The 13,108-nt window shown below is 42.0% G+C and carries 12 protein-coding genes; 1 reads left to right on the top strand and 11 read right to left on the bottom strand.

Going from position 1 to position 13,108, the window contains the following annotated elements:
* Positions 1-8: 8 nt before the first annotated feature.
* The 3 genes from FBF83_RS08510 to FBF83_RS08500 form a co-directional block, all read right to left on the bottom strand.
* Positions 9-308 (bottom strand): DUF4212 domain-containing protein, encoded by a 300-nt coding sequence (locus tag FBF83_RS08510; protein ID WP_136946733.1) that lies wholly within the window; start codon positions 306-308, stop codon positions 9-11.
* Between the two features lie 326 nt (positions 309-634).
* Complete coding sequence (locus FBF83_RS20775) at positions 635-811, bottom strand: hypothetical protein (protein WP_169525261.1); 177 nt, start codon at positions 809-811, stop codon at positions 635-637.
* 331 nt (positions 812-1,142) lie between these two features.
* Positions 1,143-2,048, bottom strand: coding sequence for a M23 family metallopeptidase (locus FBF83_RS08500; RefSeq protein ID WP_136946731.1), 906 nt, complete (start codon positions 2,046-2,048; stop codon positions 1,143-1,145).
* A 331-nt stretch (positions 2,049-2,379) separates the two neighbouring features.
* On the opposite strand from FBF83_RS08500, the gene FBF83_RS08495 reads away from it, so the two are divergent.
* A complete protein-coding gene (locus tag FBF83_RS08495) occupies positions 2,380-3,867 on the top strand; it encodes a glycosyltransferase (RefSeq protein ID WP_136946730.1) in 1,488 nt (495 codons plus the stop codon).
* A gap of 282 nt (positions 3,868-4,149) precedes the next feature.
* Here FBF83_RS08495 and spoIID read toward each other — a convergent pair whose 3' ends face one another.
* From spoIID to nuoL, 8 genes are all read right to left on the bottom strand, one after another.
* A complete protein-coding gene (spoIID, locus tag FBF83_RS08490) occupies positions 4,150-5,154 on the bottom strand; it encodes a stage II sporulation protein D (RefSeq protein WP_136946729.1) in 1,005 nt (334 codons plus the stop codon).
* Between the two features lie 178 nt (positions 5,155-5,332).
* The gene (gene murA / locus FBF83_RS08485) at positions 5,333-6,658 is read right to left on the bottom strand and encodes a UDP-N-acetylglucosamine 1-carboxyvinyltransferase (RefSeq protein ID WP_136946728.1); all 1,326 of its coding nucleotides are present in this window, start codon (positions 6,656-6,658) and stop codon (positions 5,333-5,335) included.
* Positions 6,659-6,687: 29 nt separating this feature from the next.
* A complete protein-coding gene (locus tag FBF83_RS08480; RefSeq protein ID WP_136946727.1) occupies positions 6,688-7,434 on the bottom strand; it encodes a YwmB family TATA-box binding protein in 747 nt (248 codons plus the stop codon).
* 151 nt (positions 7,435-7,585) lie between these two features.
* Positions 7,586-7,741, bottom strand: a complete 156-nt coding sequence (locus tag FBF83_RS08475) for a DUF1146 family protein (RefSeq protein WP_420875126.1) — start codon at positions 7,739-7,741, stop codon at positions 7,586-7,588.
* Entirely contained in the window at positions 7,710-7,874 is a 165-nt protein-coding gene (locus tag FBF83_RS21150) for a hypothetical protein (protein WP_240688072.1), read from the bottom strand. Before FBF83_RS21150 ends, FBF83_RS08475 begins: the two co-directional genes overlap by 32 nt.
* A gap of 350 nt (positions 7,875-8,224) precedes the next feature.
* Positions 8,225-9,745 carry an NADH-quinone oxidoreductase subunit NuoN gene (nuoN, locus tag FBF83_RS08470; RefSeq protein WP_136946725.1) on the bottom strand — a complete coding sequence of 507 codons (1,521 nt, stop codon included), beginning with the start codon at positions 9,743-9,745 and terminating at the stop codon, positions 8,225-8,227.
* 4 nt (positions 9,746-9,749) lie between these two features.
* Positions 9,750-11,249, bottom strand: coding sequence for a complex I subunit 4 family protein (locus FBF83_RS08465; protein ID WP_136946724.1), 1,500 nt, complete (start codon positions 11,247-11,249; stop codon positions 9,750-9,752).
* A complete protein-coding gene (gene nuoL, locus FBF83_RS08460; RefSeq protein WP_136946723.1) occupies positions 11,249-13,096 on the bottom strand; it encodes an NADH-quinone oxidoreductase subunit L in 1,848 nt (615 codons plus the stop codon). Before nuoL ends, FBF83_RS08465 begins: the two co-directional genes overlap by 1 nt.
* Positions 13,097-13,108 lie beyond the last annotated feature (12 nt).

The following is a 13,108-nucleotide window of genomic DNA, read 5'->3' as shown; positions in this document are numbered from 1 at the left end:
TTACCCCCTTATGATTGGAAAGACTTCCCTTTCGTTACCTTACCTTTTCGTTCTACTAAATCGTATTTCTCATCAATTCGATCCGATATGTAAGCGTTAACAAATAATAGTAAGATAAAAACAATGATTGAGCCCTGTGCGCCCATAAAGTAATGAAGTGGAAAACCGTTGAATGTGTATTGAGCTAGTGTTTCTGCAAGCATCACCATTCCAAATGAAACTATGAACCAGATAACTAGAAGAACGCCTATTAAACGGACCCTTGCATGAAAGTAAGCATCCGCTACCTTCTTATCAATCTTCCTCATTTCTTAACACCTCTTCTTATAAATTAGATATTTCCATAAACGGTTTCGCTATAAGAGTAGTAGTTGATTTGCGTTCCATTGTTGCTTTTGAAAGAATTTTTCGTATGAGAAAGTTACACTTAGCTGATTGGAGCGGAAGGATGCTCGACTCCTGCGGGATGAGCGGGACAGGTGAGACCCCACAGGCGCGCCAAAGTGCGCCGAGGAGGCTCAGCGCCCGCCCCGCGGAAAGCGAGCATCCTGGAGCGGAAATCAACCCTCTTCCTATAACAACAATCTCTACGAAAAGAACCTTCATAAAACAATACTCTTTAAGGAAAGCCTATTTATTTTAAGTTAAAAATAAGCTCCATAGTTTCAACGAAGCCAAGTGGCACTCTGGCGATCTCTACTATAAAGTAGGCGCCCATCATGCCAATTGGTAGTAACAAATACTTTTTCTTCTTTTTCCTGAGTGTGATCACTAGACTAACAACTGCAGCTACCACTAATGCTAGTAACAAATAACCTCCCCCTTTAATTTTTCTGAATTTTCCGAAATACATTTCTAATTATGTTTCTATCAGATCTGGAAGTCAATGCGACTATCTTCCCAGTATTTGTATATTCAACCTCGACAATTGACCCAGAGAAAGCATCTTATCTTGATTCATTCTCGTAGAATTCCTTTGAATAGGTATCTATAATTATGTCGATTCCATCGGGAACTTTCATGCTATTTCCCGGGAAAGCTCGAATGTTGTCATGAAATACCTCCTTATCTCCCCTTGCATTTAAACGTTAATAAAAACTTGAAAACAACAAAAAAACCCCCGATTTCTCGGAGGTTCTTCCTTATTGAGAATCCTTTGTATCTGATTTTTCTTGTTCCGATTTTTGCTTATTGTTGTTTTGCTCGTCGGATTTATCCTCGTCTGCACCTTTTGCATCATCTTCGGCTTTCTTCTCAGCATCCATTTCGGATTCAGTACCTTTTTGATCAGTACCTTCTGAGGCTGATGGGTTAGAAACAGCATCCCCAGCTTCTGTGTTTTGCTTTCCTTCAATGGCTGAAGCAGGCTGATTGAACACATCAAGTGGATTCACTGCAGCTCCATCTTTACGAACTTCAAAGTGTACGTGTACGCCAGCGTCAGTATTAAATGTGCTTGTTCCCGCTACACCAAGCTTGTCTCCCTGTTCTACTTTATCACCTTCTGCCACTTCAAGGGCATCAAGAGATTCATAGACAGTCACAACACCATTCGCATGTTCCAAATGAACGACATTACCAAGTAACTGATCTTCCGTTGCTTTAACAACTTTACCAGTCATTGCAGCTTTCACATCAAAACTTGATCCATCTTCTTTTGCATAATCGATTCCTGCATTTTGGTAGTAGGTATTATTATAGAAAACAAGAGCTGCTTGTTGTTCTTCAGTGCTTGCTGCTGTATCGTAGAATTGTTTCTGCACAAATACTCCACTATCTTCGGATGCAGGTACTTTAAAGACTTCTGAATCACCAAGGACTGGAACAGACTCGTCATTCGCGTCAAAGGCACTTCTTTCTTCGTTAACTCCACCTAAATCACGCGGCCCTGCATTTTCTTGTCCGCCTTGCATCCAGAGAACTGCTGCAAGAACGATTGCTGCAAAACCAAGGTAGACTGCCGGATAGATCCAGCGTTTTCTTGCTAGCTTCTGCCATTTAGAAGCGCTTTTTTCAATAGGATGAGATCGTTGTTTTTCATCTCCCATTTGTTCATCACCTCAGCAACATTGTGGTCAGTTTGCGAGATTTATATACATTTAACCAAAAAAATATCTATTTATTTTTCGACAAAGGGTTTTATTTTATACATTGAATGATTTTCCTTATTAAGTTTTCGGATCAAAATACGTCATTCTCTAGTGATAACAGCACTTCTTTCCTAATTCAATTTATGTAAATGTTTCTTGTTTACAATTTGTAATAAATTTGCAAGAATGATTACTTACGCATTAGGGTATATAATCCTCAGATGCAATTACATCACCGAATTCTATCTATAGGAATTCGGAATGACTAACTAAAGGGGATTAACTAGATATGAATTACGTTATTACGTCGACACTTCCTGAACAATATGGCGGAAGAACAAAGTCCCTGCTGGATCGTACAAAGAAGTTAGTTGAACAAGCTAACATGGATTATACGATCATTACAACGAACTACAACCCTTACTATGGGGATATCTATGAACAATACTATGCTCAAGATAAAATTCCACGCTCTGTTCAACTGATTAATATCTATGACTTTCTATCAGGACGCTCTTATTCTGGTAAAAAGGTGGATCAGCCTGTTGAAGAAGAGGGACTTACTCATCGGGAGATTAAGAAGAACACTGTTTATCGTTTCTTTGAAAATGGTGAATACGTTCTTTATAAAAAATATGATAAAGAAGACGGCTCACTAAAATTTGTTGATTTTATGGATCCTTATAACCGGAAACGGGCTTGTAGGAAAGAATTTAATAGCCGCGGAATTTGCCATCGTAAAATTAATTACAAACAAGGTACAACAAATAAGCTTGAAGAAATTCTATATGACGATTACGGGAATGCATATGTGAATCGTACGTTCGACGGATCAAGTGAAAACAATTTAATCCGCATGCACCTATTCACTGATAATGACATCTTAGAATTCAAGACGGAAAAGGATTTCTTCCGTTATTGTTTCGAACAAATGATTGAAGACAATTCAACTATTATTAATGACGCTCGCCTTCTTGATAAACCGATGTGTGAAATGGAAGGCAACAACTTAACCAAAATTGCGATTCTGCATAATTCTCATCTATCAAGTGATGATCGTAACGATATTAAATCATCGTATCAGTACATTATTGATCATGTTGAAGACGTTGACCATATCGTAGCGTTAACTCATGAACAAAAGAAGGATCTTAGTCACCTGATCTTTAACAATGAGAAAATCTCTATTATTCCGCATTCCATTGCTCCACCAGAATCTCAAAAGAATGTGAAGAAAGAGAATAAATTTGTCTTTATCGGCCGACTGACTGACGTGAAGCAGGCAGATCATATTATCGAAGCGTATCAACTAGCAAGAAATGAGCTAGCAAACTTTACGATCGATATCTACGGTGAGGGTCCTGCAAAGAAGAAGTTAGAAGAGTTGATTAAAGAATATAACCTTGAAGAAAACGTCTTCCTTAAGGGATTAACCGACGATCCTGAGGGTGTCTTCGCAACTGCTAAAGCTTCTTTCCTAACAAGTCAGTATGAAGGATTCGGCCTGGTTATTATGGAGAGCTTAAACAACGGTTGTCCAGTAGTTGCTTATGACACGAAGTACGGCCCAAACGATTTAATCATCCACGGCAAGAATGGTTTACTCGTAGAAAGAAATAATCTTGAGGCGCTTTCCGAAGCGATGATCCAAATGAAGAATGCTGATTTCAAGAACGTTGATGTTGATAAGGAATTTCGCGAAGATGCCTTTATCTCGAATTGGTCCAGTCTTCTAAAAGAAGAGAAAAAACGCTTTAAAATTCCTTTCTTTAATTAAAGTCTTTTCTAAAAGATGGTTGGTTTTGACCTAGTTTTTGTATAAAAAACCACACTTCGCTAATTGGAGCGGAAGGATGCTCGACTCCTGCGGGATTAGCGGGACAGGTGAGACCCCACAGGCGCAATGGTTTTCGCGCCGAGGAGGCTCACCGCCCGCCCCGCGGAAAGCGAGCATCCTGGAGCGGAAATTAACAGACACCCTTACAAGTAAATGAAAAGAGCCTTTTCAACCTTAAATAAAAAACACAAACAAAAGGCCGCGCAATCGCGGCCTTTTGCTTTATTTTTGTGCAGTTAAATTGCTAACATACCGTTCCATCTCGCTAATTGCGACGTCCTTATAGTAATATTTCACAATGTCTGAATACGGCTTCCCTTCTTCTGCCATTCCATTTGCACCATACTGACTCATTCCTACACCGTGCCCGTATCCTTTCGTTGTTACGGTTATGCTGTCGCCACTTCGTTGCCAGGTAAAGTCTGATGAGCGTAGTTCTAACAAGTCTCTTATTTCTCTGCCTGAGAACGTTTTGCCGTTAACCGAGGCTTCTGCGACTCGCTTACCTTCAGTTAAGTTCTTAATCGTTCCAATAGAACCGTCACTTGGGAGCGTCACACCTAACTTCTGTTCAAACTCACCAACTGTGAACGAAATCTTATCCTCATATTTCGGAGAGTCTACATCCCATGGACTTTCCACACTCCTTAAATAAGGTGCTGCGTTTTCCCAGTAATCTTCGGAGTTTTCCGTATACCCGTTGCTTGTTGAGAAAAACGAAGCATAAATCGGATTACCATCATACGTTAAGATTTGCCCCGCCGTAGAATTAACGGCTTCTTCAATCTTTGCGTATTTCTTTTCGAAATTCTTTCCCCACGTCTTTTGGAGCTGATCTTTATCTTTGTACACCTGGTCCTGAATCGTATCTGTTACAACAGCTTCAGAAGGAAGGTTTCCAGGTGGATTTGTCAGTTTTGCAACGACAAACGTCCGTGCTGTTAGCGCTTGTGCCTTCAATGCCTCAATATTGAATTCTGAAGGCATTTCAGCGGCTACGACTCCTGTTACATAGTCTTCGATCGGAATATCCATCGTTTCCGATTTCTCTGAACGATAAACAGCCACCGACACGGCTTCCTCTTTCTTCTCTTTCTCCTTATTCGCTACGCTAGCAGGTGCCGGCTCTGTGTAGGTTGTACCGTAGGGTAAAACGAGAAGTGATGGAAGAAGGATTAGTATCGCCGCAAATAGAACAAGTGATACAAGAATCGGTTTCATTCGCATGCCTCCTTCTAGTTTGTTTACCCCTACCATCGTATGGAGTTGGACAACCATTTAGAACAGAAACAGCGCTAGCAAACTGAGTTGTTACCAAAAATAGCTAATGTCATCTTAATCAGTCAATGACGTCATTTTGCACACAAAAAAACCGTAGCAAACGCTACGGTTTTTTCCTCATATATTATGCAAATTTAGGCTTCATGTTAACTGCTTGCTCAGAAGTTTCTGTAGCTGGCTTTTGGTTCTCATCGATTGTAACACGTTCAACATCTGCACCAAGGCTAGCAAGCTTCTCTGAGAAGTTCACATAACCACGATCAAGGTGCTTCAGCTCATCGACACGAGTATAGCCGTCTGCGACAAGTCCAGCAAGGATAAGGGCAGCTCCTGCGCGTAGATCTGTTGCGGAAACTTCTGCACCTTGTAGTGTGGAAGGTCCTTCAATGATTGCTGCGCGGCCTTCAATCTTAATATTACCGTTCATGCGGCGGAATTCTTCCACGTGCATGAAGCGATTTTCAAATACAGTTTCTGTAATTACACTTGTACCTTTCGCTTGAAGCAACAGCGCCATCATTTGAGATTGCATATCTGTCGGGAACCCAGGGTGTGGCATTGTTTTCAAATCAACTGGCTTAAGCGTTTCTGGTCCTACAATACGAAGGCCTTGACCTTCTTCTGTAATCTCAACGCCCATTTCTTCCATCTTCGCAATAAGTGGGCGAAGGTGTTCAGAAACTGCGTTCTCAATAAGGACATTTCCACCTGTAATTGCTGCAGCTACCATAAATGTACCTGCTTCAATTCGGTCTGGAATGACAGCATGCTCAGCTCCAACGAGCTTCTCTACGCCTTCGATACGAATTGTACCTGTTCCAGCGCCACGCACTTTTGCACCCATTGCATTCAAGTAGTTAGCAAGGCAAACGATCTCAGGTTCCTGAGCGACGTTTTCCATTACTGTTGTACCTTCTGCAAGGACAGCAGCCATCATAATATTTTCTGTTGCTCCTACACTTGGGAAATCAAGATAAATCTTTGCACCTTGAAGTCTTCCTTTAATAGAAGCTTCAATAAATCCGTTCCCAATTGTTACGTCTGCACCCATTGCTTCGAATCCTTTAAGGTGCTGATCGATTGGTCTTGAACCAATCGCACAACCTCCAGGAAGTGCAATACGAGCATGACCCACACGGGCCAAAAGTGGTCCCATTACAAGGAACGAAGCCCTCATTTTGCGGACTGCTTCAAATGGTGCCTCTGTTTCCAATGGCTTAGTTGCATCTACTTTGATTGTATTACCATCTATTTTCGTGTCTACGTTCAGATAGCTCAATACTTCGCTAATCGTGTGTACATCTGATAGGGCAGGCACATCTTTTAACGTGCTAGTGCCTTCACCTGCTAAGATAGATGCTGTGATGACGGGCAAGACTGCATTCTTTGCTCCTTCTACCTTAACAGAGCCAGCCAATTTCCTGCCACCTCGGACGATGATTTTTTCCAACGTATTCCCCTCCGCGTCCTATTTGTATATTAATATTCAGTCGTAATTATTGGTGTGCCAATTGTAGCGGTTATTCCGCTGCCTAATCCTGTATTGCGTAGTGCTATTTGTAAGTTCATTCTCTTGTTGTTTGTTACAAGATCTTCTTTCCACTCTTTATGGTATGCGGAAAGAGATACAAACGTCTCTTCATTGACTTCTTCGACTTTTGAAGCGGAGAAAGCTCCTAATAGCTCGTCTGCTTCTTTGTACAAAACAATGTTCATTGTAGCATTTTTTACCCCCTGAAAACAAGTGAAGACAGGGGCTTCTTCAGTGACTAATTGTGTCTTTTGTGACTTAAATCGTTCGTACGTTGTTCGCCATTCCTCCTGAGAAAAACCAAACTTTTCCATGTGATAAATAAGATAAGAGCTCATGCGATTGTTTTCTGGATAAGAAACGAGTGTTAGTGTTTCAGTTGTTTCCGTTTCTGGATCCATTCTTGTCCCACTTACTTTGACATTTCCATCATGCTTTTCAAGCGCACCCCAATTGAAGCCGGGCGCTCTCTTGTTAAGTTCTGACATAATACCTGTGTTCCCTAAAGGCTGTGGTATGAAACTCACTTTTTCTCTCGTGTAAAGTGACCACCTGTCAATTGCGTAATCGTGGGTCAATAATACATTCGCCATTTCGGCAACTTTTACTTCCGTTTCATCTTCAAATGAGACCGATGTACCATTTGAAAAACTTCCCAGAAGCAAGATAGATAGTACTCCGATTAGAAGCTTCATCTTAACCCTCTCCCCGTTCAGGTCTTCTTATCTTTCAGTGTGACCATGGGGAGGAAGGACATACATGGAAGTTGTAGTCAGATACTGACAAATTCCGTACGAAGCTTCTGTAGTGTATATGGAACAGTGTCTTCAATTAACGAAACAGCGTCTAGAAAAAATACTGCAAACGGATGGACCAGTTGTAGTAATCAAGGAAGAAGTTGCTTGCGAGGGAACCGATGCTAAGGGTCAGTAGGATCATAAGGACTTTTGCCTGTGGACTATCCGGTTTTTTAAAGAAAAGATCGAACCGAAATGTTTGCAACGCCCACCAAGTAATCAATAAGAAAACCAGGTTTATGACAATCGAAAAGATCGATTGCTGCGCCAATGCTTCTGTCATCATATCTACCTCCCATCTGCAAGTGCACCATTCGACAAACATACCATTTTTCCATCTAATAGCTCATTATAAAAGAATTTCGTTACGATAGATACCCGACTTTACCCCTATATATAACTTTTTTATGTGTAATATAAGTTATTTCAGACATAATATGGATAAAAAACTTTTTACCGATAAGAGTATTGGTTGATTTGCGCTCCAGGTGCTCGCTTTCCGCGGGGCGGGCGGTGAGCCTCCTCTTCGCTACGCTCCTGTGGGGTCTCACCTATCCCGCTAGTCCCACAGGAGTCGAGCATCCTTCCGCTCCAATCAACTTTGAAGTGTGGCTTTTTATACAAAAACTTTTCAAAAAACAACTTTTAAGTATAGAGACAAACGAAAAACAGCAGGATTCCTGCTGTTCTATTGATTAAATATCTCTAGAAACTGAAAATGATCATGGATAAAGGTTAATGCTACTGAAGGGAAAATACCAAGTAAAACGGTTCCGGCTACTGTAATGGCAAGTACTGCTGTTACACCATTCGAGATTGTGACAGGTGTTTGGTGTTTGGATGGTCTGAAATACATTTGCACAAAGAATCCAAAATAATAAACGTACGAGAGCACTGTTCCCATTAACATAGCAGTGACTAATAGGTACCGCTTCGGTTCTGTGCCTAACGCACTCATAAAGATTTCAAATTTCCCTATAAATCCTGCTGTGAGTGGTATACCAGCAAGCGAAAGGAGATAAATACTCATCGCAATTGTGAGATAGGGCGAGCGTTTGAAAAGACCAGCAAATGAAGCGACAGTCACTTCTTCTTCAGCTGACATGACGTGAATAACCGCAAACGCTCCAATGTTCATTAATAAATAGGCAGTAAGATAAAACCAGACAGCATCGAATACGAGCTCAGATAATGCCGCTAACGGAACAAGAAGGTAACCTGCATGTGCGATGCTTGAGTATGCGAAAAGTCTTTTCGCATTCAGCTGCCTTAGTGCAATCACATTCCCAATAAGAATCGTTAGAACCGCAATGAGAACGAGATAAGGCCGAACTGAAACAAGTAGTGTTTCATAATTAACTCCATCAGGTGTAATGACCTCCCTAGTTCCAGGTGCAAAAACAAACGGAACCATTAGAAGTCGTAGCATGATTGCAAACCCGGCAATTTTTGAAACAACACTTAAAAATGCGGTAACAGGCGTTTCAGCCCCTTGATACACATCAGGTGCCCACATATGAAAAGGTGCGGCGGTTATTTTGAAGGAAAGGCCAACGACAATCATAAGAAAGGCGAATACCGCTAGAAAGCGGTTGTCTGTTACAACGTCACTTCCCATTAGTCCTTGAATTTCATAAATGTTCGTCTCTCCTGTTAGTCCGTAAAGATAGCTCATTCCAAACAAAGTTATGGCAGTAGCAATCCCACCATTTACAACATATTTAAAGGCGGCTTCATTCGCTAAAGTGTTGTTTTTCCTAATTCCCACTAGTACATATGATGAAAGACTTAATAGCTCTAGCCCTACAAAAAGCGTAATTAAATCGGCACTTGAGGCCATCATCATTCCACCTAGTAACGCGGTTAGAATGAGATAAATATATTCTCCCCTTACGCTTGTAGACTCGTCAGGGACACCTAGAAGAAGCACAAACCCAGTTCCGATTAGCATAAGAAATTTAAATGCTTTTGCAAACGAGTCCAGGCGATAGGTCTCATTTAAGATGGAAACGACCCCATCATCAAACTGAAGGAAAAGAAAAACAATAGCTGCCGCGATTCCAGCAAGAGCTAGCCATATGAGAAGCGAACGATCTTTCTTCTTATTCATGAAAAGATCAATGAGAGAAAGCGCGACAGCTGTTAGGAGTATTGTGAACTCTGGCATCATGCTGTTCCATTGATATTGTAGCAACGTATCCATATCCATACCGTTAACCTCCTATCCCAAGTGTGCGCGCGAGTTGAAGTGTATTGGATAGCACTTGAGGATATACACCAATCCAAATGATGATACTAAGTAAAATGGCCGATGGGACAAGTTCAACAGCCGTTAAGTCTCTATTATTGTCGAAGAGTGTTCGTCTCTCACCAAACGTGACGGCAAGAACTGCTCGAAGCATATAGACTGCCGTTAAAATAAGTCCCAGAACCCCGACAGCACCAATAACAGGCATTGCTTCAAACAATCCTAGAAAGGCTAGAAATTCACTAATAAAACCGCTCATTCCGGGAAGTCCAAGTGAAGCTAGACCTGCAGCGAGAAGAAAACCTGCAAATAATGGAGTCTGACTTGCTACCCCGCCAAGCTCTTCAAGCTTGGTTGTCTGAAAGCGATTAATAAGCACACCGACAAGTAAGAAGAGAAGCGCCGCAATTAAGCCGTGTGATATCGTCTGGAAAACCGCTCCCTGTAGCCCAGCCGTATTAAAGGATGCAACACCAAGTAATACAATGCCCATATGTGAAATCGAGGAATAGGCAAGCACGGATCTAAGCTCAGTTTGAACTAGCGCAATGAACGCCCCATAAAGGAGATTTATAACGCCTAGTATCGCTAGAGCAACAGCCATTTCCTTTAACTGCTCTGGGAAGAACCCTACTCCGAATCGAATTAAACCATAAGCACCTATTTTTAATAAGACGCCCGCGTGAATCATGACAACTGCAATGGGTGCTTCCACATGGACACGCACCATCCAAGTGTGAAAAGGAACAATTGGAAGCTTAATACCAAAAGCAATAAGCAATAGAACAAATAGCCACGTTCTTGTGCTTCCGGATAAAAATTCGAGTGAATCCGTATCTTTTAATAGCATTGTTAATTCAGTGATATTGGTCGTTCTCATTTCAACGAAGAGAACAATAATCACAATGAGAAGAAGAATGGATCCAATTCCATTGTAGATTAGGAAAGAGAAAGCGGCTTTTTCTCGATTAAATCCTCCCCACTTCCCAACGAGTAGAAACATCGATACAAGCGTTATTTCAAAAAACAAGAAAAAGAGAAACAAGTTTTCACTAGCAAACACACCGAGTATTCCAACCTCAAGAAGTAAGAACAGAATGTAAAATCCTTTCGCGCTTTCCTTTATCCGAAGCGCTGTAAGGGATGCAAGAAAGGTAATGAGTGAAGCTAGCATGAGAAACAAAACAGAAAGTCCCGTTACCCCGAGATCATATGCAACTGTGTAAGGTTCGTTTGGACTAATGGATGTCATGAGCTCAAACCATTGGTGATACTCCTTAAACTGCACACCTGATAGACTCCGATCAAACAGGGAAAACACAATCAATGTAAGTCCAAGTGGCAGAACCGTGCCCAGCACGCCCATATAATTAATAAACCGATGATCACCTGGCATTATACTAAGTAGCACAATCCCTAATAGCGGGGAGAGAATGAGGATCGTCAATAGAAAAGAATCATTCATTAGAAATACCCCCCTAATACAGCAATTAAAAGGAGAACAAGGACTAGACCTGAGAAAGCAACCGTACCGTACGTCTGCACCTGACCGGACTGCAGCTTCACTCCCGCTTGCCCAAATCGTTTGACTGCTCCGGTAATAACAGCCGCTCCCCCTTCAATAATGAATCGGTCAACATACATCCAAAAATACGCGATCACTCGGCTACCTTTTACAAAGACCACTTGATACAGCTCATCTACGTAATACTTTCGATAGAGAAGCTCGTGTAGCCCAGTTCGCTCATTGGATTCCTTAATAGAAGTCGTCTTCCTCACATACATCATCCACGCTAGAGCAATCCCCCCGATTGAAAGGACACTCGCTAGTATTGGAAGCCAGAATGGCGCTTCGTGATGAACAAATGTGATCGAATAAGGCGTTGTTTCAAGCCAGTCACCGAGGAAGGTTCCGAACCAATTCGTTTGGATGTAGCCTCCAACAATGGCAAGGGCCCCTAGAACCATCATTGGAATCAACATAACACTGGGTGATTCACGCGCTTCCGTGGAACTGTTCCCTGAAAAAACAAGGAAATAGAGACGGAACATATAGAAAGCCGTTAGAAAAGCGGTAATCAGACCGATCGCAAATAGTACGTATCGACCATCTCCGTAGGTAGTAGCAAGAATTTCGTCTTTACTAAAAAATCCTGCAAGTAAAGGAAAACCAGAAATGGATAGACTTGCAATTAAGAATAGAGTTGCTGTTATGGGTAATTTCTTACTTAGTCCGCCCATTTTAAAGATATTCTGCTCATGAACCGCGTGAATAACACTCCCCGCTGCAAGGAAAAGCAGCGCTTTAAAAAAGGCATGCGTTGTGAGGTGAAAGACCCCTGCTGTGTATCCTGCAGCACCAAGTGCTAGCATCATATAACCAAGCTGGCTGACGGTTGAGTATGCAAGAATCCGCTTAATATCCGTCTGCACCAGCGCGATTGTCGCTGCAAAGATCGCTGTAAAACCACCCGTTACAGCGACTGTCGTCATCGCTACTTCCGAAACTGAGAAAAGTGGATACGTAACGGCGACGAGGTACACACCTGCCGCAACCATCGTTGCTGCATGGATGAGAGCGGATACGGGTGTTGGGCCTTCCATCGCGTCAGGTAGCCATGTATGAAGCGGGAATTGCCCCGATTTTCCAACGGCACCAACAAAAATGAGAATAGCGATAAGCGTTATGAGTGATGGGGCAATATCTCCCGCTTGTGCCGCTTCAAAAATGACGTCTAACTCAAAGCTTCCTGTTTGCCAGAACAATAGAAAAATCGCGACGAGAAGTCCAATATCTCCAATTCGCGTCATGATAAACGCCTTTTTGGCAGCTGCTTTTGCTTCAGGTTTATAGAAGTAAAAGCCAACTAAAAGGAATGAGCAAACTCCTACTAGCTCCCAAAACATGTACAACTGTAGAAGATTTGGCGAAAGGACAAGCCCTGTCATAGAGAAAGTGAAGAGCCCAAGATAGCTGAAAAACGTTGCATATCGCTCGTCATTCGCCATATAGCCCATTGAATAAATATGTACGAGAAAACTGACAAGGGTGACGATCACGAGCATGAGGGCGTTAAGCGGATTTACCTCGAGACCAACCGTAATGATCACCGTATCAAGAGAGAACCAATTCGCTTCAACTATATAATTGCCTTCCGCAAAATGGCTGAAAAGGACGATAAGTGAACAAAGGAATGCAGCTCCTGTAAACAGGGTACCGACGATTCCAGCTTTTTTGTAAATGGGCCTTGTGAACAGAATGATGAGAAACGATAGAAGTGGCAACATTGGTATGAGAAAGACGTAGTCCACTTTTATGCCCCC

Origin of the sequence: Guptibacillus hwajinpoensis (genome assembly GCF_005144865.1) — a bacterium.
Classification (GTDB): domain Bacteria; phylum Bacillota; class Bacilli; order Bacillales; family Guptibacillaceae; genus Guptibacillus; species Guptibacillus hwajinpoensis_A.
Note: the sequence above shows the minus strand (reverse complement) of the source record. Positions and strands in the feature narration are given on the sequence as shown.